Origin of the sequence: Luteolibacter algae (assembly GCF_042683045.1) — a bacterium.
Lineage (GTDB): Bacteria > Verrucomicrobiota > Verrucomicrobiia > Verrucomicrobiales > Akkermansiaceae > Luteolibacter > Luteolibacter algae.
Window position 1 is genome coordinate 332,515 of the sequence record NZ_JBHUIT010000002.1, and the last position, 22,018, is coordinate 354,532.

Here is a 22,018-nt window from a genome sequence, read left to right on the forward strand (position 1 = left end):
ATAGGAGTGGGAGTCTTCTGGAAAACATGAAGGGTCGGGTTTTGGATTTTGGATACTGATTTATAAAAATGGGGTGAATCAGATTTCCTTGGAGCTTAGCCACCGGAAGGAAACAATTTCGAATTTCCTCCCGAAACGCTGGTTCACCTCGTTCAATGATTGGGAAGGATTGAAGTCATTTGCATCATCCGCCGCTGCGGCCGGATCCGTTTCATCCACAAAATTGGGCGATCTGGTTACGATCACTTCGCACCAGGCGGTCGCGGAGATTTGGTTATTCTCATCACGGGCATCACCGTAGGCCCGTATCACAAAGGTATCGTCCCGGACTGTGAGTAATGGTGCGATGGGAGTTAGAACATCCGCTTGTCGGGTCCAGCCCGGAAGGCCTTCGGTGATCCATCCTTCCGCGGCTTCCTGAAATGCGTAATCTGCGGATGAGCCTGGGAAGGCTGTGATCTCACGGCCAGTTTGAAGATTTCTGAAAGGGTTGAGAGCGCCCGACTCTTTGGCGAGATTATTGAGTGCGGCTTGGATGGTCCCTCCCAGGGCGAGCTCTTTCTCCGAGCTGCTGGAGGTTAGTTTCCGGTTGATAAACTCAGATAGGGAGAGAAAGGGGCCGCGCTCTTTTACCTGAGCGACAATATACTCGGCGAGAGCATCAATCTGCTGATCCGAAAAGCTCCGATAGCCAGAGAACTCGTTGGCTCCCGAGAAGCCGGAACGGCCGCTTTTCGAGCTCTCACTGTCGCCGGCCACAGAGGTGCGGGTGAATGGGAACTGATCATCGTTGTCATCGAGGGAAACTGACCAGTTACTGTCGGTGCCATTGATGTGAGGAATTTCCGCGCCACGGCGGTTGCGCAAAAAAGCTTTCCACGCGGTGAGCGAAGTGGAATTTACATTGAACATGCCGTCTACGCTGATCCGGGAGGCAATTGTAAGGTAGGACTCATCTCCAGTCACATCGTCGGAAGTATTCTGGGGATCTACGAGCACTGAAGGCTTGTATTGGGCATTTGGCAGCGGATCGGTGCCTTTGGCGAATCGCTCGTAGACTGCCGAAGGGGAGCTTGTGGAGCTGGAGTTCCAATCTCCCAGCTTCGGAGCAATGGAAGAGACAAACCAGTCATCGAAGAGGATGTTGTTCATCACATAGGATTCATCATACTGGGTGGCTTTCGCGTCGGGAAAGAGCACGGTCTGGTTTGCAGGGATCAGCGGTTGGGCGGAACTGTTTGCAATGGGATTGGAAGCAAAAGGAGCCTGGTAATTATCGTAATGAATGTGCAGGTGCTTCAGCTCCGCCAAAGATTGCAAGGGCTGCAGGGGGAGCTCTGCGATGACGGCGTGTGTGAGGCCGGTCAGAGGGGTGGAACCCGTCACGATAAAGCTGTTGTGGGATGCTGTCTCGGAAGGGAAATAGCTATCGATAGGCGTTAGCGGTGTGATAGCGATATTATATGGAGCATTGACAGGATTGTTCATGCCCTTGTAGGTGCCGCCGTATCGGTTCTCAAAGAAAGTCCCGACAGACGAGTGGAGGGCCAAAGGATTGTTCATGATCAATCCACGTGTCTGGTAACCTCCCTTGGTTTTTCCGATATATCTTTCTGAGGTTCGTAATGAGATTTCGGATGCCATGAAAGCATTGGGGCTACTCTCCGCAGCTCCCAGAGTCGTGGCAGTGAGCTCTCCCGCAGCAAAGCTTTTATAAACATCCGTATCCTGGACATCATTGGTGGAAAACTGGAATCGCTGGCTTCCGATCCAGGCGGTTCTATCCTGGCCGTCCTGGTCGTCTGACGTGTTCTCAGTCTTTGCCAGGATGTAGAAGAGATTGTTGAATTTGGAAGTGCCATTGGTCAAAGTCGCCGTGGCGGAAAAAGTATCACTGGGCTCGCCGGTTACTTTTTCCACAGTCGTTCCATTATCTCTGAAAAACGGGATATTGATCCCCCCATCTGTCCGGACACCGGGTTGCAGCGTGATGTACTGAACCTTGTTCCAGCGCGAGGGTTTGATCGGTGTGTTATCTGCCGGGCTGAAAATCCGGCTTTCACCGGCGCCCATCGGCCCGCCTATATCGATCTCAAGCGAGGTGGACTCGACAATATTTTTATTGTTGTTCGCGGGATAATCGGGATCGAGTGTCATGAGATCCTCCATCGTCATTTCCGGGAGATTTGTGGTTCCGATGGTGAATTTGAATTTATAGTTGGTAAAGTTTGTGAGCCGGATCCCGAGTTTGTCCCGTTCCAAGGTCACATTGTATGGATTCCAAAGCGTGATCACGGGAGTGGCAAGAATATGAGGATGATATTTACCGAATGCCGGGTCTGCCGGATCGGTGATACGCTCTGCAGAGTAGCTGAGGATCCAGTAGATCCGGGCGGCAAGTGGCATACGGGTCACGCGGTCCCGTCCGGCGGAGGCAAAGGGAGCTTCGTGAAAATCCTCGTGAAACGAGGGCATGCGGACGTTGCCGCTACCGTTCGAGCCGCTGATGTATTTGTATTGTGTCGCAAAATCGACCAGCGAGCTCCATGTGGTGACAGGATTAGACGTGCCAGCTCCGGAGGACACCAGAGTTTCCGCCCAAGGGTATAGCAAGGAACCGTTCGCAAGTGTATCGTTGCTCGTCACCTTCTTCACCGAAGAATGCTGACCCGGTTTGATATGAAGTAGAGGCAGATTACTGCTCGGAAGTGAGTTCCAGTTCTCGGTAAACAGCGAGAGATCTTTTCTCCAGCCACCGGTCGCCGTATTGGTCAGGAGACCTTTGGAATAAGCAGAAAGATGGTGGAAGTTTTTATAGGACGGGCGGTCGGATTGGCCAGCCGCTGTGGTGATCAGATCCAATGTGCCATTCGTGAGAGCAAGATTGATCCTGGCTGGCTCGTCATCGGGAAATTCCAAGTATTCCAGGTCAGGAAAGCCATCGCTTTTGACATGTTTCACCGCAGTGATCACATCGCTATCAGTATTCTGTCTACTGTGTATTCTAACCTTCTGGTTCTCGCCGGAGACCCACCAGCCAAAAGCTCCATTGGTTTTGTCCTCGCTGTCTTTGGTGAATGTCGGGTTCACATACACATGCTGTGATTTCAGATTTGGGATTTTATTCTTGGATACCGTTTTCGGAAGGGAGTCTGCCGAAGGCTGGTCCGGCGTGCTGCCTGGGCCGACAAGCATAATTTTTCCCGAGGAGCCCTTGCTCAGATTCGGGGCTTCGTCGGGATCGGACGATCTCAGTATCGTCAAGGCCGGAGACCAGCCAGCCGAGAAACCGGCCATCACTTGACGAAGCGTCCTCAGGCAGGACGGTAGCATCGCCTTTCTGGAATTTCGTGGAATATTCCGGAGAAATGGGAAGGCCATCATCTTGGCGATCGGTTCCTTCCCAACTTTTCCAAACTCCGGTGGCAGGGTAGGAGTCGCTGGTGGAATTTGCCAACGAAGCGGGCGCGGTTACCTGGGTGTCACTTCCGGCCAGTCGCTGTAATTCGTTGATGGCGAGCATGGCCGCGAGCCTCGCGTTTGCCCTGGCGATGAGCATGTCATTGCCCTTGCTCTGCTTGCGGAGCTCGATCGTGGAGAGACTGAGAAGCCCGAGTGCTATAATGGTTAGAAGAACCATCAGGGTTAGTGTCACAACTAACGCAAAGCCGTGCTTATGTTTGGTGTTTCTCATGAATAAATGTTAAGGTTTTTTATTTGAATTCATGTAAATATATATGACCTCTCCCAATTGCGATTTCGGGAAGTAACCGAATTTTTACATGTTAATATCGCGATCAACGTATCGGGAAAGCAGGAACAAGTAATAGATGTGATTCCGTAATATTTATTCGCTTTTACGCAATTGAGGGCGTCAAATTGTTAACAAAATATAAATCTCCCGCAGTGTTCTGGCGAATCTGCGAACATTAAATACGGATCTGTTGGTAGACATCCTCGTAGTCGCGCCTGAATATCAGGGTTCATCCTAGGTTTTGGATCCAGGAGAGTCTTGAAATGCAAAATATTAAAATTAAATGCAAAATATGAAAATTCATACAATCGTGAAAAATATCGGCTGGCTGGCGGTTCTACCCATCATGGGCGTATCTACGGCCGGAGCAGTAGTCGTCTATAGTGCGGACTTTACTGATACTAATACTTTTACAAATGGAGCCCTGAACGGGCAGGACGGCTGGGCGACATCGAACAGCGGCGCAGTCATCGGTGTTACGGGTGCCACAGTAGATGGCTTCAAGGATCATGTAAATGGCAGCGGCGCCACGGTCGTTAGCGGAGCAACTTACACTTCCACTGTCACGTTCACCTATACCGACAACTCCGGCGGAGTGGGAAACGGCCCGCATTTCGGAGCCTCTATCTACAATGGCTCCTCCGCGGATGCAGAGGAGATCAATATTATGCTGAAGCGTTCCGGTAACAATAGCTACAGGCTTGGGCTTTACACAAACTGGGGGAATACGAATGCCTCTGTGGGCTTCCAGCAATCCGGCACATTCAGCGGGGTAGATATCGGATTTGTCCCCGACGCGAATGATCCGATGCTTAATGATGTTTTCAGCGATGTTCTGAGACTCAGTATTACACTCACAGCGGGCGCTGACGCAAACAGCTGGAATGCCACTGGAAGACTCTTCAACGTGACCACAAATACCGAAGTTCAAACGTGGAATTCCACCCCCGCCAACAATCTGGTCTTCGCTGCTGCGGATGGGACCTCGATCTACGGTGGTTTCGGTGGGGGCCAGAGCAATTCCAACCAGAATATCCAGGATAGGACGGCGCTGGAATATAGTTTCGAAAGCAGTGTGCCGGAGCCATCTTCACTCGTCCTGGTTAGCCTTGGCGCCCTAGGATTTACCATGCGCCGCCGGAGAAATTAAAGAGATCGCGGAAAGACCGATCGTTACGCCTTTCTCCCGCCGGTTCCGACTGGCGGGAGTTTTTTTAACGTTCCGGGGAAAATGCCTCAGAGCGGCGATGCATCCGCTGCTTTCAGGCAACGGATGCGATGCATGGATTTCCCTTCAGCTTCCCATTGCTGTTGGAAATCGGTCTTTGGGTAAAAGAAAGACTCCTCTGTCCACGGTAGTATCTCGAAGAGTGCGCTATCCCGGATTTTCTCGCAGGCATACTCGAAGTATTCCTCGTGATCTGTCATGAAGAGAAACTCTCCGCCAGGGACGAGAGCGGTTTTCACGGCTCCGAGGAATGGGATCTGAATCAAGCGCCGGCGGTGATGGCGGACTTTCGGCCACGGATCCGGGCAGAGCAGGTGAATACGCGAGACGGATGCCGCAGGCAGCAGCCATTCGACGACGTATTTGCTATCCAGGCGTAGAATTCGCGAGTTTTCGAGTTTTGCCCGGGCAATCCGTTTTGCGACCTTTTTGCAACGTCCCAATAGACGCTCCACACCCAGGAAGTCTCGTTCCGGATATTGTTTCGAAAGATCGATGAGGAACGAGCCATCGCCACTGCCGAGATCGATTTCCAGTGGGCGATCTCCATCGCGGATCTCCTCCACCGGAAGCTTCCGGAAGTAATGGGACGGGACGAACTCAAATTCAGAGATCGGAGGGCGTGGAAGCGTGTTCATACAATTTTGGATACAGGGAAGGAATGATCATGCTTTCTCGCCAAGGACAGTGGAAACAGTGGGCGGCACCGCGAAAATTCTGCGGGCTGTTTCACGGACCGTCTCCACACGGAGGTTCTGGTAGATTTCCGGCAGGAGGAGGTAGCTATCGGCCGGGTTGCCAAAGAGCAAATCCAAAGCTGCGTGACGTGCGTTGGAGGAGCTTGACTGTTGCTGGATGGCCGCACCGCTGAGCACCGTGGAGCGGACGCGCTCGAAGGCTTCATCGGGAATCCCTTGAGAGGCGATTTTTCCGATTTCTTTCTGTAGCTCCTCGGTGGCGAGCCCGATCTGCTCCGGGGATGTCGCCATGTAGAAGGTGAAAAGCCCTTGATCGTAGCCAAGAAATTGTGTGGCGCCGACTCGATAGGCGAGGCCTAGCTCTTCCCGGATGCGTCCAAAAAGCGGGCCGGCCATATCCGAGGCATATTCATTGATAAAGGCCAGAGCGTGCTTGTCATCGCTGCTGACATCCGCGCCCGGGTAGGCAATGGCCAGCACGGCCTGCTTTTTCGGCAGGGTGGTTTCGGCACTTTTCCCCGGATTTACCTTCGATGCGGGCGGTGCCCATTTCTCACCTTCCGGCAGCGTGGAGAAGTGGGTTTCGAGTAGCTCGATGAGCTCGGTGGAATTGAAATCCCCTGAGATCGCGAGTGTCGTGTTCGACGCATTGAAATGCAGTGCATGATGTGCGGAAAGGTCCAGGCGGCTGATTTCCGGGAGGGTTTGCAAGCTGCCAAGGGGATCGAGACCGTATCCGGTGCCGGCAAAATGTGTCTTGCGGACCTGATGGAAGCAGGTGTGTAGTGGATCCGTCTGAGCTTCTTTCAGAGAGGCTAACTGGGACGTCTTTTCCCGCTCTATCGCGTCTGACGGGAATGAGGGGTTTATGATGACATCCGCGAAGATATCGATAATGGAGACGAGGTCCGCCGCCAATCCGGATGCGGAAACGAGCAGTGCGTTGTTGCCCGTGCTTGCGCCGATTGATGCGCCCAGGGTCTCCAGGGAGAGGGCGATATCTGCGGCCGAGCGGCTCAAGGTGCCTTTGGTGAGCGTGGAGGCTAGAAGCTGATTGAGGCCGTTGCTCACCGGTGTTTCTGAAAGCAAGCCCGCCCCTACAGCGGCCTGCAAATGAATCAGTGGCACGCGGTGATCAGGTAGTAAGGCGATACGCAGGCCGTTGGAAAGTGTGTGCGTGGTGACCGGCTCGACAGTTGTCGTTTTTTCCTCCACGGCAGCGGTATGGGCGAAGTTTTCCGGATCTAGCGAGGTGAATGTGAGTCTACGTTCCGTAAGAAGCTGGGATACACGGCGGATATCGGCGGCTGTGACGGCATTGATCTCCGCGAGGTAGGCGCGGGTGTAGTTCAGATCGCGGGCCTCGTGCCAGTTTGAAGCCAGATCGGAGGCGCGGCCGGAGGCGGAGGTAAGAGTGCGGAATTGGCTGATGGCGATTTGGCGTTTCGCCTTGGCGATTTCTTCATCCAGAGGGCTTGCGGGAAGGTCTGCCAGTTCGGCAAGTATCGCTGCCTTCAGTTCTCCGCGCTTTTCGGGCTCTGCCTCTGCGGAGATGGCAAAAAGCCCTTCTTCATCGGGGCCGTTCCATGTCCATGCGGAAATCTCCAGAGCCAGCTCGCGACGATCACGTAGAGCCGTATAAAGCCGCGATGAGCGACCGCGGCCGAGGATCGCAGCGAGGATATCATAAGCCGGAGTATCCGGGTGATCGAGAGCGGGGGTTTTCCAGGAGAGGCAGAGACGGCTTGTCGGGATATCAAAGGTAGCGGTATTTTCCCGTGGGCCGATCTGTCTCGGATCTCGCTGGATGTGTGGCTCTGGGCCAGAAACGATTTTGCAATCCGCTGTCATGGCGATGACCAAAGCGCGTGCCTCCGCGGCATCGAAATCTCCGGAAATCACAATATGCGTGTGATCCGGTGTGTATCGGGAGCGATGGTAGGAAACCAGGTCCGCATGGCTGATTTCATCGAAGAGATGACGGTGGCCGATGACCGGATGGCGGCGTGCATCCACAGTGAAGGCTGTGGAGAGTAACAGCCGGATGGAGGCGTTATCCGGATCGTCCAGGCCCATATCGATTTCCCGGCGGATGACATCCTGCTCGTTGCCGAAATCCGCCTCGGGGAGTGTCGGGAAAAACACCAGGCCCGTGAGACATTTCAAGAAGGTCTCCAGCGAGTGCGATGGGCCATCGATATAATAGACGGTGCGGTCGAAGGTGGTATAGGCATTCCAGTGGCCTCCACCGGCCTGGACCGCCTGAGCGAGCTCATCGGAGGAAAAGTCACGGGTCCCCTTGAAAACCATGTGCTCCAGGAAATGGGATAAACCCGTGCCAAGCATTTTATCCTCATGGATGCTGCCGGTTGCTACCCACGCCTGGACGCTGATCACTGGTGCGGATGGATCAGGATCGAGAATGAGGGTCAATCCGTTCGGGAGGGTGTGTCGGGTGGCTTTTGTGAGGGGGTAATCCATGGAATTTCCAGCTTGGCTGCAAAGGAGATGCCGCATAAACGTCACTCATGCAACGATGGATGTTATATGCAGGCTTAGCGCTCCTCGGATTGGCATTGCTGGGCGGCGGTGGCATCTATGGCTACCGTGAGTATTTGCGGGGAAAACCTTCCCCCATTTGGGTGCCTCTGGCGCTCAGGGCGGATCTTTCCATGGAAGATCAGAACAAGCTGGCGGAAACCATTGAACAAGAGCTCCGCAAAGAAAATATCCTCCGTCAGGTGGCCATTGACGCGGATCTGCAGAAGGGATTTTCGCTTCCGGATCAGGAGGCAACGGTCAAGGAGCTGGATAAGCGCCTTTTCGTCAAAGTAGGCAGTGCCGATACCCCTGATGGATTGATGCCTTCGATCAATGTCGGATTGAACGGCACAGGGCATGAAAAAAAGGTTTTGGAGGCTGGCGCTACGCGGATGATCCGGGAGGTCTGGAAGTTGATCGGGATGGATCCGGAGACAGGCCGGCCCCGCAAACCAAGCGAGGATTGATTTCCATGCGGTAAGGTATTACCGAGGTAGCCACAAAAAAAGCCGACGCTCCGCAAAGAGCGCCGGCTTTTTAATGAAATGCTGGTTACAGATCTACGCTTTGCCGAAGATCGTTTTGCCAGTGGAGCGGAGCTCATCGCAGGCTTGCTTCATGCGATCGCAAAGACCTTGTTCGCCTTTTTTGAGGAAAGAGCGTGGATCGTAGGCTTTCTTATTGCCGACTTCGCCGTCAATTTTGAGCACGCCTTCGATGTTTTCACAAATGTGGGTCACGATAGGACGGGTGAACGCATACTGGGTATCCGTATCGATGTTCATTTTTACCACACCGTAGTCGAGAGTTTCCTGAAGATCTTCGCTGGATGTGCCAGACCCGCCGTGGAAGACGAGATCCATTTCCGCATCCGCGCCATGCTTGTCCATGACTGCTTTTTGCCCGTCCTTGAGGATGGATGGCTTGAGCTTTACAGAACCGGGCTTGTAAGCGCCGTGCACGTTGCCAAAGGTAGCTGCGAAAAGGAAACGACCGATAGGCTGAAGAGCCTCATAGACCTGCACCATGTCTTCTGGAGTGGTGTAGAGCTTTTCGATTGGGAGGCCGGAAGTATCGTGACCGTCCTCCTCGCCGCCTACGCAACCGGCTTCCACTTCAAGAATGATACCAAGCTCGGCACATTCCTTGAGGAGCTCTTTGGAGATTTTCAGGTTCTCATCCAGATCGACGACAGAGCCATCGAACATGTGGGATTGGAAAAGAGGTCCCTTGCCAGCTGCGATCCGCTCACGGGAAGCTTGGAGGAGGGGCTTGAGGAAGCCTTCGACCTTCTCCGGGTGGCAATGATCTGTGTGAAGAGCGATAAGCACATCATGCTTCTCGGCGAGAAGATGGCAGGCTTCTGCGAGAACGATGGCACCGAAGGCCGCATCTTTCACAGATGTGCCGGACGCGAACTCGCCGCCGCCGGTGGAAACCTGGATGATACCGTCCGATTTCGCTTCGGAAAAGGCTTTGAGCGCACCGTTGATGGTGGTGAGCGAAGTAACGTTGATCGCTGGGTAAGCGTAGCCACCTTTTTGGGCGGCATCAAGCATAGCGGCGTATTGTGCAGGAGTTGCGATTGGCATAACGGGGGCTGATTATCCTAGAAAACCAACGGGGGCAAGGGTGAAGAATTCTCCAAGACGGGTTATTCTTGCCAAAATCCATCCCGTTGGCTACATCCTTGCCCCTCGCACCAAAATAAGGTCCCGTGGTCCAATGGATAGGACGATGGTCTCCGAAGCCGTAGGTGGTGGTTCGATTCCACCCGGGACCACTTGGTGTAACTTCCTTTGAAGTAGTGGGTTAGACGATTTTTTCCTTTCCAGGAGGATGTCTCGTGCAGCGAAAGCGAAATAAAACCGGATTCAGGTGCGTTCCTAGCGGATCACAGCCAGCAGGAGAGCCGACCTAGAACGCACACCTCTTCTCCATTCCTTAGTGCGATGAACATTCTTTAAGGCGTTTGGCAAGGAAGAGCCGCTCGGGCGTGGTCTCGGCTAGCTCAAGGGCACGGCTGAAATGCCTGGCTGCGTTATCCGACTGCTTTCGTTGCATTTCCAACTCTCCAAGAACAGCGTGCATCAGATGATAATTCGCCAAACTCACGGGGATGTCCGATTGCTCGATCTCCGATAACGCTTTCTCACAGCCATAAATTTCCGAGATCACGATTGCGCGGTTAAGGCGGACTAGCGCTGATGGCAGGAGCTCATTGAGCCCGTCGTAGAGCGCAAGAATCCGCCGCCAATTCGTGTTTTCGTAGCTATCCGCGAGACTGTGACAGGAGGCGATGCCTGCGAGGAAATGGTATTCGCTGAGCTCATTCCCGGAGGCCGATCTATCCAAGTGATACAGGCCTTTTGCGATGCTTTTTTTATCCCATGAATTTCTATCCTGGTCCTTGAGTTGAACCGGGATGCCGGAGGTGCCCATGCGGCTGGGAAAACGAGCCGCCGTAAGGTGGATCATTGCAAGAAGAGCGTGTGTGCGCGGCCGATCACCAGCAGGATGGCGTGAAAGGATGGTAGCCAAGCGGGCGGATTCTTCGCAAAGTTCAGGCCGGAGAATGGTATCTCCATAGGAGGCTTTATAACCTTCGTTAAAAAGCAAATAGAGGATTTTCAAGACTCCGTCCAATCGCTCCGGAAGGAGGTTTGTATCGGGTATTTCGAAGGGAATGTTTTCCTGCTGGATTTTGGCCCGGGCCCGGGAGAGCCGCTTTGCAACTGCTGCTTCAGAGATGAGGAAGGCTTTTGCAATTTCCGCGGGATTGAAGCCGCACAGAGTTTTCAAGGCTAGCGCGGATTGTGTCTCGGGAGGAAGGAGAGGATGGCAGCAAACAAACATCAGCCTCAGTTGATCGTCGTGAACCTTTTCCGGATCAATGTCCGGGGAATGGATGTCTGGAATTGTCGCGGCGATCTGTGCTTGTTTCGACTGGAAGTTTTTCTCCCGCCGGAGGTGATCGATCGCAAGATTCTTGGCGGTTTGTAAAAGCCATGCATTCGGGTTCGGCGGGATGCCGCCTGTAGGCCAGGTCCGAAGAGCACGGATCATCGCCTCTTGTACGACGTCCTCGGCGAGTTGCAGGTTTCTCAGCCCGTATATTCCGGTAAGGACAGAGACCATTTTCCCGGATTCGTGCCGGAAAAGGTGATCTGCAAGATCATTGACGATGGGCTGTTGATCACCTGAGGGGCTCATGAAGCTGTTGATGGTTGGAGAATAATTGGTAGTGAATCGCTTCCTTGCATAGACCGGTTTCGATTTGAGTTCTAGCTTGGGTGGATTGAGGGGAGACGGAAATTTGTAAAATTTTTCTAACACTGTCCTGAAACGGAATTCCCGTTCGTTGTAAGATTGAGCCGACGAACTATGACTACCGGTAACGATCATCCCTATTTACACTATCCTGTTATTTTGGCGAGGACCCAACCGGGATTCATTAATGTGAAGATAAAGTGATAAATTATAGGGTGATGTCCGGACTTTTAACTATTAACTCATCCCTGTTCTAGGTCTCGAATATAAAATCATATCCAAAGTCATGAATGAATCAAAAGCCGATGAATCAAAAGCTGATTACCTGCTCCTTTTCCGCAATAACTCCTGGTATAAGGATCTATCGCCCGATGAAATCCAGCGGGTGATGACCGATTGGATGAGCTGGGTCGACGGTCTGGTGGCGGAAGGGCGCTGCCTCGGTGGCCAGTCACTTGAACAAGACGGCCATGTCATTCGTGGAGCCGAGCGCTTTGTTACCGATGGGCCGTATGCAGAGTCCAAGGAGTCAGTGGCGGGATATATTATCCTGCGTGTGGATAGCGAGGACGAGGCTCTGGAGCTCGCGAAGCTCTGTCCCGGATTGCCCTACGGGGCGACTGTCGAAGTCCGGAAGCTCATGGAGCGCTGCGGAGCAAGCCAGATGGCCGAGAACCCGGAAATCGCAAAGGAACGATGAACGAGCCTTTCACCTTCAGGAACTCACGAGTTCTCTCCGCCACCCCGGAGCAGATCCACCGAGCTTTCCAGAATAGAGATATACTTGCCGGGTGGTGGGGGCCAGAAGGTTTCAGCAGCGTGATCCACGAGTTTGATTTCAGTCCCCGCGGTATTTTGAAAATGGATATGCGTGGCCCGGATGGGACAATTTATCCAAATATCTACCGTTTCGAATCCATTGGACGGGAGCGTATAGTCTTCGTTCATCCGGAGGCGCCGCATTCCTTCACTGCAGAAATTTTGTTGGAGCCCTTGGATGGTAAAACAAAGCTGACCCGGAGCCAGACCTTCGACGATCCGGATGAATTCGAGAAGGTCAGCAGTTTCATTCCTGCCTGTAACGAGCAGCTCCTTGATCGTCTTTCCCTACAGTTGGCTTGCCATTTTCCCGGTGAACTGGATCTCGTCTTTTCCCGCATCATCGATGCTCCCGCCGAGAAGGTTTTCCGGGCCTGGACGGATCCGGAGATGATTGTGAAGTGGTTCACCCCACCGCCTTGGAAGACCGTCTCCGCTGAGCTTGATGTACGTCCAGGAGGGAGAATGTTCCTCATGATGCAGGGACCGGATGGAGTCCTGATGCCTAACGCAGGCGTCTATCTGGAAGTAGTTCCGTCAAGACGATTGGTCTCCACGGATGCTTACACAGAGGGGTGGATTCCTTCTCCCAAGCCATTTGTCACCATTGATCTCAACTTCGAAGATTTGGGAGGGCAGACCAAATACATTGCCATCGCCCGTCATTGGACAAAGGAGGATTTGGAAACTCACAGGAAAATGGGTTTTCACACAGGGTGGAGCACTGCCACCGACCAACTTGAAACTCTCATTAAATAAATCACATGAATACGAAAAGAAATCCCGTTGGCTGGTTCGAAATCTATGTCGGAGACATGGAGCGTGCCAAAGCATTCTACGAAAAAACCTTCGATCAATCACTGGAAAGAATCCCCAGCCCTCAGTTGGAAATGTGGGCTTTTCCCGGTGAATGCGATGGCGGCGGCGCTGCCGGGGCATTGTGTAAAATGGAGGGCAAGGAAGCCGGTGTCGGCGGTGTCATCATTTATTTTTCCTGCGAGGACTGCGCGATCACCTCCCGGAAAGCCATTGCCGCCGGAGGCACGATGCAGCTTGAGAAGATGAATATAGGCGATTACGGATTTATCTCTCTCGTCCTCGATACCGAGGGAAATATGATCGGCCTTCATTCGATGAATTGATAGTATGATTAAGAAAATTCTTTTCCTGATCGTTGTCGCCATCGTCGCGCTTTTGGTCGCGGTTGCCGTCCAGCCGGACCGCTTTTCCGTGCAGCGCAGCGCGGTTCTTGACGCATCTCCCTCCGCCCTTTTTCCACAGGTCAATAGCCACCGGAATTTCGTAAAATGGAATCCGTTCAATGAGCTTGATCCAAATGTGCGGAATACTTTTGCCGGCCCGGAAAGCGGGGTCGGAGCTGTTTGCTCATGGAAGGGAAATGGTCAAATCGGGGCTGGCTCCAGCACGATTATCGAGAGCAGGCCAAATGAACTTGTGCGTCTCCGTATGGACTGGAAGGAGCCGATGGAAGGCACCAGCAACGTCGATTTCACTTTTGAGCCGAGAGACGGAGGGACCCTGGTGACGTGGAAAATGTATGGTCCCCAGACGTTCGCCGGAAAAGCGATCTCGCTATTCATGAGTGCGGAAAAAATGTGCGGACCGATGTTTGAAAAAGGTCTCCGGAACCTTGAAGTGGCAGCTAGGGATACCCGGATTTCACATTGAAAAATTTGATGCGTTTATGTATAAAGTAATATCACTAGAACCCGAATATAGAGTATGAAAACTGTTATAGAACCTTACCTGTTCTTCCGTGGCCGCTGTGAAGAAGCTGTCGAATTTTACGAAGCCGCTCTTGAAGCAAAACGCGTGATGCTCATGCGTTTCGAAGAAGCTCCCGATCAACCGCCGGAAGGAATGCTGGCGGAGGGCTGGGGAAAGAAAGTCATGCACGCCAGTGTCTGGATCGGCGAGACCATGGTGATGATGTCCGATGGATGCGGTGCTGACGAAGGAGGCTTCGATGGTTTCCGCCTTTCCATCGCGCCGGAAAATGAAGAGCAAGCGAAGAAAATTTTCGATGCTCTATCCAGCGGCGGTAGCGTGGAAATGCCATTGGGAAAAACCTTTTGGTCGCCCTGTTACGGGATGTGCACAGACAAGTTCGGTGTAGGCTGGATGGTGAACGTAGTAGCAGAACAGCAATAGCCTCAGTATTTCATTCAATCCCTAATCATCACACAAAATGAAAAGATATGTAGACGGGTTTGTCCTCCCGCTTCCGAAGGACAATATTGAAAAATATACGGAGATTGCCCAACAATCCGCCGCCATCTGGAAAGAGCACGGTGCGCTGGAATATGTGGAGGCGATCGCCGATGATATGACAGCGGAAAACATGGTTGCCTTCCCCAATCTGGTAGGAGCTTCCACGGAGGAGACGGTGGTTCTCGCCTATATCGTTTACGAGTCCCGGGAACATCGCGATGCAGTCAATGCCAAGGTCTTCGCGGATCCCCGTATGAAGGAATTATGCGGATCCGATACCGATATTTTCGATTGCAAACGTCTCTCGTATGGAGGCTTCCGGATATTCGTTAGTGAATAGTTTCCCCGGCTATCGATTCCATGGATTTGCGGGCCAGCCGCCGATCGGCTTCAAGGAAGTGGAATCATATATTGGCTAGGTGCGGATCCATGGGTTGGCGTTTTTCAATTCATGGATCCTGCCGGAGATGGCGATTTTGCCATGGAAATAATCTTTGCTCCGGGGTCGTCCCGTATGGCCTCTGGAGCTTGGATAAATGACTGATTGTCAATAGATTAGGTGTCTAACGGATATGGCGGTTTCTTCACCGAGATGAGTTTGTGAGAGTGAGGAATTGAGAGGAGGTTCCGCTCCTCCCAATGAGATCTTCCAAGTTTTTCCTGTTTGCGATCGCGGTAGCGAGCCCACTGTTCCCGGGCTCGGAATTAGCTGCGCACGGTGCTTACCATGATGTCGTTGCGGATCTAAAAAAGGATCTAAACCAGGATCCGAATGATGCGGAGCTTCGCTTCAAACTGGCGGAAGCTCATGCGGCGCATGACGAATGGAGGGCCTGCGAAAAGGAGCTGAGACTGGTGGAGCGGTTGGAGCCGGGAAAGTATCCCGTTGTCTACCTCCGCGGGTTGGCTCTTCACGTTGCGGGTAAGGAAAAAGAAGCAAAGAGCGAACTGGATACTTTTCTCGCCGGGAATCCGAATCACGGTGATGCGCTGGCAACGCGAGGCAGAGTGTTGATTTCGCTTGGTAGACCCGAAGAAGCCGCGATCGATCTCCAACGGGCGGTGGATCTCGCGGAATCGCCCAATCCGGATTTGATTCTCGAATTGGCGAATACCTACCGGTCCTTGGGACGGCTGGAAGATGCATCCGGTATATTGGATCTCGGCCTGAAAACTGCCGGGGATTCCACGTCATTGCTACTATGTGCGCTGGATATCGAGAAGGAGGCGCGGCTTTGGGACGATGCCTTGGGCCGGGTGGATTCTCTGCAACATGCCAGCCCACGGCCGGAGCCATGGATGGCGGAGAGAGCCCGCTTGCTCGCACTTTCAGGGCGTGGAGATGCATCCCGGCAGGCCTGGATGACCCTGCGGAAAAGAATTTTCTCCCTGCCAAATCTTGAACGTGGAACTCCAGAAAATGTCCGGCTTCTCGCTGAGGCGGACCGAGCTACCGGACGCGCAGCACCAGCTCCGGTAATGGCGCCTCCCGCCGTGAAAAATTTCTCTCATACGACCTCTAACTAAAATAATCCATACATGAAATCAAACCATCTTACCGTGTCCGCCGCGCTGTTTCTGACAGTGGCAGGCGCACATGCCGTGGAATTTGGGAATGTCGATGTCATCCAGAATGATGCCGGGAATTCCTCCTCTTCCATCACCTTGCAACGCACTCCGGGAAGCTCCTCGGCCTTTACCATTCTTGGGGGGAACCGTGGCGACTATGAAGTTAGCTTCGGCTCGCCCAACGATGCCGCTGCGGGAGTCATGATCGCATCCGTGGCAGAAAATGGCCGTGATAATACGGCGGGCGGAGAAGAAGGTGGCTTGTTCTACGCGACTTGCGCAGCCAGCGACACCAGCTCCGGGACCTACAATATCGCGCTATTCCGCTCGGCGGTTGGCGATGAATGCAATGTCAATGTCGGTTGCGCATGGTTCCCCTTCGACGAATGGTTGGGCGGCTATGTTAAAAATTCCACCGGGGCGAACGGTGGTCCTTTGGATGCGCTAACTGGTAGTGCCGGGATAGCGATCGGCACGCATTTTACGGATGAATCCGGAGGTAAATCATTGCTGGATCTAACCGCCTTGGGTGCTGGTTCCGCAGATGGTGTATTGCTGGTAAACCATGCGAAAAACGAGGATAACTTCGCACTCTCCAAGGCAAATTCCGATGGGTCTTTTTCACTCTACGTTCATGACAACGGCTCCAACGGCAGAAGCTACGAGCAGGATCCAGTGGCCTTTGTATATATCCCGGTGAATGCTGTGGGGACCAAGCAACTGGTGGCAGCTGCCCGCGTCAACAACGACGCTTCCACAGATGTTGCGGGAGGTAGTTTTTCGCTAGTGAAAGCGGGCACAGGACAGTGGTTCCTCACGATTCCCGGGCAGACAAATACCTCCGGTGTTCTGATCATCAGTCCGGAAGGGGATGTCACCAACAATGTAGATAATGTGATTTCCTATGAGTGGGATCCTGCAGGCAGCCACTGGGTCATCGAAAGCCGCGACCTCAGCGGAAATACGAATCAGCCAAACCTGCAGAACGGAGCCACCGATGATGAGGACATGTTCAGTTTTGCCTTTTTTGAAACCGACAATGAAATCCCCACCGCAGAGATCACGGCACCGGCCGGCGATTCGTTTACATCTCCGGGAACTTTTACCATCGAGGCAAATGCCTCCGATTCAGATGGAACCGTTACCAAAGTGGAATTCCTTCGTAATGGAGTGGTGGTAGGAACGGACACGACTGCTCCTTTCAGCTACACGGAGAGTAATCTTTTGGGGGGCTCGTATGATTACATCGCCCGCGCAACCGACAACGAGGGGAGCACAGGGGTCAGCCAGGCAAAGAATATCCGGATCACCCTGGACCCTGAGAATATTCCCGCGAATACCGCGTTGAGCTTCGATGGAATCGATGACTACGTGACAATGGGTAGTGCGCCTGAGCTCAATGTCGGCGGGCCTCCTGCCAGCGGTTTGACGCTTGAATGCTGGTTCCGCAAAGATGGCGCGGGACTTACCGCCAGCTCCGGCAGCGGTGGCGTGCGTGCGGTCCCGCTTTTTGGCAAAGGTCGAGGCGAAAGCGATGGCTCGAATGTGGATTGCAACATCCTCTTCGGCATCAATTCCGCCGGGATCCTGGTCGCGGATTTCGAAAGTTATTCCTCCGGTTTGAACCATCCGATCACAGCGGTCAACCAGCCCATCGAGAACGGGACCTGGAATCATGCGGCTGTGACTTTTGATGGCGTGACCGGAGTTTGGACCATGTATTTGAACGGAGTGGAAGTCGGCACCCAGACGGTTTCCGTCGGTGGGGCTGTGCCGCGCTTCGATAGCATCCAGCACTTCGGAATCGGTAGTGCGCTGAACTCGTCAGGTGTGGCGGAAGGAGCTTTTGCGGGGATCATTGACGAAGCCCGGGTTTGGGATCACGCCCGGAGCGCCACGGAGATTGCGGCGTCGATGGATACGGAGATCGGCTCAGGGACGGGCTTGCTCGGCCGCTTCGGTCTCAATGAGGGAACCGGCTTAAGGACCGAGAGCTCCAGCGGGGCGACCATCGGCAATCTTGTAAATGGACCGATGTGGGTGAATGGAGCGCCATTTGCTATCCAGAACCAAGCACCGGTAGTGAGTGTGTCCGCGCCTGCGGAATCGGTAATTCCATCACCCGTTAGTTTTACCGCTACAGCTTCCGATGCAGATGGTAGCGTCAAAAAAGTCGAGTTTTTGATCAATGGTGAAAAAGTCGGCGAGGATACTACGGCGCCTTATGCCTTTGACTGGACACCATCGGGAGTGGGCACATTCAGCGTCCGTGCGATCGCTCGCGATAACCTTGGGGCGGCCGGCTACAGCACTTCTTCCTCCCTGGAAATTCTTCCGAATCCGAACCAAGCGCCTGTCGTCGAAAACGGCGGTCCCGCGGATGGTAGCGAGGTATCCGGCCGTTCGGTCATGCTCAGCGCGAACCTGGCTGATCCGGAAGGCGACGCAATGACAGTCACTTTCTATGGGCGTCAGACAACGCCGGTGGAGCCGGGAGAGGATTTCAGCCTGGTGGCGATTCCGGATACCCAATACTACTCGCAGGGCTCTGCATCGAGGGCGAACAACGTGACCGTTGAGGAACTGGTCGGCACCTTCGGGGCGCAGACCCAATGGATCGCGGAGAATAAGACTGCGCGGAATATTGCATTCGTAAGCCACATGGGAGACGTGGTGGAAAGTGGAAACTTCGGCGGAAACACGATCCAGTGGGATCGGGCGACGGCTGCAATGGGCAAGCTTGAAAAGCCTCTCGATGTATTGCGTGCCTACGGCATTCCCTTCGGCGTGGCACCCGGTAATCACGATATCGATCCCATTGGCAGCTACGACTCCGGCTCGACAGCGTTTTTCAATCAGTTCTTCGGCACCGATCGATTCGAAGGCCGTGATTACTGGGGTGGCAGCTACGGATCTGATAACACAAACAACTATCAGCTCTGGAGTGCGAGTGGCCTGGACTTCATCTCAATCCATCTCGCTTACGATACTACTCCGAATCAGGCGATCCTCGACTGGGCGGACGCGCTTTTGAAAGCCCATCCGCACCGCCGTGCGATCATCACCTGCCACTACATTATCGGGCGGGGAAATCCTGCCTCATTCAGCACGCAGGGAGCCGCGATTTATGAAAACCTGAAGGACAATCCCAATTTGTTCCTCATGCTCTGTGGACACATTCATGCGGAGGGATTCCGGTCAGATACCTTTGAGGGACGCACGGTTTACTCGGTGCTTTCGGATTATCAGGGTCTCCAGGATGGTGGCCGTGGTTTCCTGAGAACCTTCACCTTCTCCCCGGCGAACAACCGCATCCGCGTGGAAAGTTACTCGCCGACTCTCGATCGCGAAGTGCTCGCCAGCGACAATCTGCCCCATTTCGATGGGAGCTATGATTTGAGCTATGACATGCAGGCGCCAGTGATGGACTGGGTGCCGATCGGGACCATGGAAGTGGGAGCGGGAGGAACCACCAGCTCAGTCCAGTGGACCGGCCTCGAACAGGGCAGACATTACGAGTGGTATGCGGCCGCTACCGACGGAATCAATGTGATCTCGTCCGCTCCGTCGAAATTTACGACTGCGGAAGGGATCGCGCCAGTGGTCACGCTGGATGCTCCTGTGGATGCCGCGACATTTTCTTCTCCGGCTATCGTAGAGCTGAAAGCCAGCGCCTCTGACAGCGATGGTGTGGTGGATCGTGTGGAGTTTTATAACGGGGGAATGAAAATCGGAGAAGATCGCACCGCTCCGTATGAGTTCTCTTGGACGCAAGTTCCAGCTGGCTCGTATGAGCTTAGTGCGGTGGCTGTGGATGATGACGGACTCACCGGACTGTCAAGCGGCGCAGCCATTGTGGTAAATCTCGGCGATATTCCACCGCTCGTCAGGATAACTTCGCCTGCGGTGGGCTCGGTGCTGGAAGTTCCCGCGAGTTTGACACTTGCCGCAGATGCAACAGATCATGAAGCGGAAGTCGTAAAAGTCGGCTTCTATTCCGGCGCACTTGAGCCTGTGCTACTGGCCGAGGATGACACAGCCCCATTCACGGTGGATCTCAGTAATCTGGGCGCGGGATCCTATCACTTCACCGCGCGGGCAACCGATAGCGTGGGACAAACCACGGTCTCGGAGCCAGTGGTGGTGCAAGTTTTCACAGAAGCTCTGCCGCCGCAAACGGCTCAGATTTCGGTAGGAAACTTTGACTTGCCGACCTGGACAATCGTGAAAACCAGTCCATCGCCAAACCAGTTCGACCAAGCGGGGAGCGACATCGGCGATCTTGAAATCAGAATCAATGGGACGAGCGTAAACTTCAGCGAAGGTATTGCCCTGGCGAACAATTGGAGTGGACCGGCGAGTGCAAACAACAGCTCGCACGACAATATCGTGCAGCCTTATGCAGATGGCGTGGGCAACCTCTTCATCAATGTGCTGGACAACAGTAATGACAACGCCGCCGGTGCAAACCCTGCTACCGCGGAGCAGACCTCTGGTGTAAGTGTGGCATGGCTACCGTTTTCCCAGGGCTGGACCGGAGCTATAGTAAATACTACAGGTGAAGTAATTTCCGGGAACCTGCCGGAAGGCGTCACAGTTGTGAAATCCGGCGGATCTGGTATTTATGCGGTGAACGGATTGTCAGTGGCGGGCAACATGCTTGCCTACACCAATGGCAATACCGGAACGCTGGCAGAAAATGTCTGCTCCGTCCGGGTGGAGAACAACCAGTGGATCATCGATACCCGGGACAACGGGGATTTTTCCCAGAGCAATGAATTCAGCTTTGTCTACCTGCCGCCTCATACGGGTGGCGTGTTCGCCGGAGCGATTTCCGGAGACGGGGTGGTCTCAAATCTCAATGCCCTGGCCACAGAAATAGGCGTCATGGCGATTGCGAATACGGAGGGCTTGGATGTTACCTTTGGTGACGGCTCTCTGATCAATCCCGGGACAGCGGCACTGTTCGTTACCGCGGATTCCACCGACGGCGGTTATAACAGCCCCGCGGTAAACAACCTGATCTGCGTGGATCCTGTGGGAGATAGCTTCCGGATTTATTCGCAGGATTTACCGGAAATCAATGGGACTCACGAGGCGATTGACGTTCGGTTCATGGTGATCCCGTTCGCTCCGGTGGTCTCAATTGTAGCGACTGATGCCAGTGCGGGTGAGTTCGGAGAAGACAAGGCCTTGGAGTTCAAGGTCTCACGGATGGGTGCGACCACGGCGGAGCTGGCTGTGCCGCTTGTTTCCGCTGGATCCGCCACTGAAGGGCGCGATTATTCGGGCTTTACCAGTCCCCTGACTATCCCGGCGGATCAGACAAGCTCTGTGCTGCCTCTTACCGTGATTCCAGACGATAAAGCGGAAGGCATGGAAAGCGTGGATGTGTCCCTCGGAAACAGCGTGGAGTTCGCCACTGGCTCTGCACCGGGTGCGCGTGCAAGTATCGCAGATCATCCGGCACAGGATTATTATTTCACAAATATTGCGGATCCTTCCCTGCGTGCGCCAACGGCTGATGCGGATGGTGACTCGAACGCGAACGCTGTAGAGTATTTCATGGGGAGCTTGCCGGGTGATGCGAGCAGCAATGGGTATCTGGAGGTTCCGGAGAGCTCCGGGACGACCTTCAAAATCCGCTATCCGCGTGCGCTGGATCGCTCCGGCGTCACCGGAAGGTTGAGCTGGTCCAGCGATCTGGAGACCTGGCATGCGGATGGTGAAAGCAATGGCACGCATACCGTAACCTTCGTGGAAGAAGTGGTCAGCGAGTCCGGAGCGAATCCAGAGACGGTGGAAGCGACGGCCACTATCACTGGCGACGGAACTGCCCCGAAAATCTTTGTTCGGCTCGGTGTTGAATAGGCTTGGCCAATAAAATCTGCTGGAGATTGCTAACCC

At 53.8% G+C, this 22,018-nt stretch carries 16 protein-coding genes and 1 tRNA gene; 11 read left to right on the forward strand and 6 right to left on the reverse strand.

The window, feature by feature from the left end; translation table 11 throughout:
• Window positions 1-78 precede the first annotated feature (78 nt).
• A complete protein-coding gene (locus ACFSSA_RS02695; RefSeq protein ID WP_386818230.1) occupies window positions 79-3,195 on the reverse strand; it encodes a hypothetical protein in 3,117 nt (1,038 codons plus the stop codon).
• A complete protein-coding gene (locus ACFSSA_RS02700) occupies window positions 3,122-3,694 on the reverse strand; it encodes a pilus assembly PilX family protein (protein ID WP_386818231.1) in 573 nt (190 codons plus the stop codon). The genes ACFSSA_RS02695 and ACFSSA_RS02700 overlap by 74 nt, the downstream gene beginning before the upstream one ends.
• A gap of 352 nt (window positions 3,695-4,046) precedes the next feature.
• On the opposite strand from ACFSSA_RS02700, the gene ACFSSA_RS02705 reads away from it, so the two are divergent.
• A complete protein-coding gene (locus ACFSSA_RS02705) occupies window positions 4,047-4,904 on the forward strand; it encodes a PEP-CTERM sorting domain-containing protein (protein WP_386818232.1) in 858 nt (285 codons plus the stop codon).
• An 86-nt stretch (window positions 4,905-4,990) separates the two neighbouring features.
• On the opposite strand, the gene trmB is transcribed toward ACFSSA_RS02705, so the two are convergent.
• On the reverse strand, window positions 4,991-5,620 hold the full coding sequence (trmB, locus tag ACFSSA_RS02710; protein ID WP_386818233.1) for a tRNA (guanosine(46)-N7)-methyltransferase TrmB: 630 nt from the start codon (window positions 5,618-5,620) through the stop codon (window positions 4,991-4,993).
• Between the two features lie 27 nt (window positions 5,621-5,647).
• Window positions 5,648-8,161: a M16 family metallopeptidase gene (locus ACFSSA_RS02715; RefSeq protein WP_386818234.1), complete on the reverse strand. Its 2,514-nt coding sequence runs from the start codon at window positions 8,159-8,161 to the stop codon at window positions 5,648-5,650.
• A gap of 59 nt (window positions 8,162-8,220) precedes the next feature.
• On the opposite strand from ACFSSA_RS02715, the gene ACFSSA_RS02720 reads away from it, so the two are divergent.
• Window positions 8,221-8,688, forward strand: a complete 468-nt coding sequence (locus ACFSSA_RS02720) for a hypothetical protein (RefSeq protein ID WP_386818235.1) — start codon at window positions 8,221-8,223, stop codon at window positions 8,686-8,688.
• Between the two features lie 93 nt (window positions 8,689-8,781).
• Here the strand turns inward: ACFSSA_RS02720 and fbaA are convergent, their stop codons facing one another.
• On the reverse strand, window positions 8,782-9,813 hold the full coding sequence (gene fbaA, locus ACFSSA_RS02725) for a class II fructose-bisphosphate aldolase (protein WP_386818236.1): 1,032 nt from the start codon (window positions 9,811-9,813) through the stop codon (window positions 8,782-8,784).
• 119 nt (window positions 9,814-9,932) lie between these two features.
• On the opposite strand from fbaA, the gene ACFSSA_RS02730 reads away from it, so the two are divergent.
• Window positions 9,933-10,004: transfer RNA gene (locus ACFSSA_RS02730), tRNA-Arg, on the forward strand.
• 161 nt (window positions 10,005-10,165) lie between these two features.
• Here ACFSSA_RS02730 and ACFSSA_RS02735 read toward each other — a convergent pair.
• On the reverse strand, window positions 10,166-11,434 hold the full coding sequence (locus ACFSSA_RS02735) for an RNA polymerase sigma factor (RefSeq protein WP_386818237.1): 1,269 nt from the start codon (window positions 11,432-11,434) through the stop codon (window positions 10,166-10,168).
• Between the two features lie 343 nt (window positions 11,435-11,777).
• On the opposite strand from ACFSSA_RS02735, the gene ACFSSA_RS02740 reads away from it, so the two are divergent.
• The 8 genes from ACFSSA_RS02740 (at window position 11,778) to ACFSSA_RS02775 (ending at window position 21,982) form a co-directional block, all read left to right on the forward strand.
• On the forward strand, window positions 11,778-12,191 hold the full coding sequence (locus ACFSSA_RS02740; RefSeq protein WP_386818238.1) for a YciI family protein: 414 nt from the start codon (window positions 11,778-11,780) through the stop codon (window positions 12,189-12,191).
• Window positions 12,188-13,069 (forward strand): SRPBCC domain-containing protein, encoded by an 882-nt coding sequence (locus tag ACFSSA_RS02745; RefSeq protein ID WP_386818239.1) that lies wholly within the window; start codon window positions 12,188-12,190, stop codon window positions 13,067-13,069. Before ACFSSA_RS02740 ends, ACFSSA_RS02745 begins: the two co-directional genes overlap by 4 nt.
• 5 nt (window positions 13,070-13,074) lie before the next feature.
• Window positions 13,075-13,452: a VOC family protein gene (locus ACFSSA_RS02750; RefSeq protein WP_386818240.1), complete on the forward strand. Its 378-nt coding sequence runs from the start codon at window positions 13,075-13,077 to the stop codon at window positions 13,450-13,452.
• Between the two features lie 4 nt (window positions 13,453-13,456).
• Window positions 13,457-13,999: an SRPBCC family protein gene (locus ACFSSA_RS02755; protein ID WP_386818241.1), complete on the forward strand. Its 543-nt coding sequence runs from the start codon at window positions 13,457-13,459 to the stop codon at window positions 13,997-13,999.
• A 54-nt stretch (window positions 14,000-14,053) separates the two neighbouring features.
• A complete protein-coding gene (locus tag ACFSSA_RS02760) occupies window positions 14,054-14,482 on the forward strand; it encodes a VOC family protein (RefSeq protein ID WP_386818242.1) in 429 nt (142 codons plus the stop codon).
• Window positions 14,483-14,519: 37 nt separating this feature from the next.
• A complete protein-coding gene (locus ACFSSA_RS02765; RefSeq protein WP_386818243.1) occupies window positions 14,520-14,882 on the forward strand; it encodes a DUF1428 domain-containing protein in 363 nt (120 codons plus the stop codon).
• A gap of 299 nt (window positions 14,883-15,181) precedes the next feature.
• Window positions 15,182-16,069 (forward strand): tetratricopeptide repeat protein, encoded by an 888-nt coding sequence (locus ACFSSA_RS02770; protein ID WP_386818244.1) that lies wholly within the window; start codon window positions 15,182-15,184, stop codon window positions 16,067-16,069.
• Between the two features lie 12 nt (window positions 16,070-16,081).
• Complete coding sequence (locus ACFSSA_RS02775) at window positions 16,082-21,982, forward strand: Ig-like domain-containing protein (protein WP_386818245.1); 5,901 nt, start codon at window positions 16,082-16,084, stop codon at window positions 21,980-21,982.
• Window positions 21,983-22,018 lie beyond the last annotated feature (36 nt).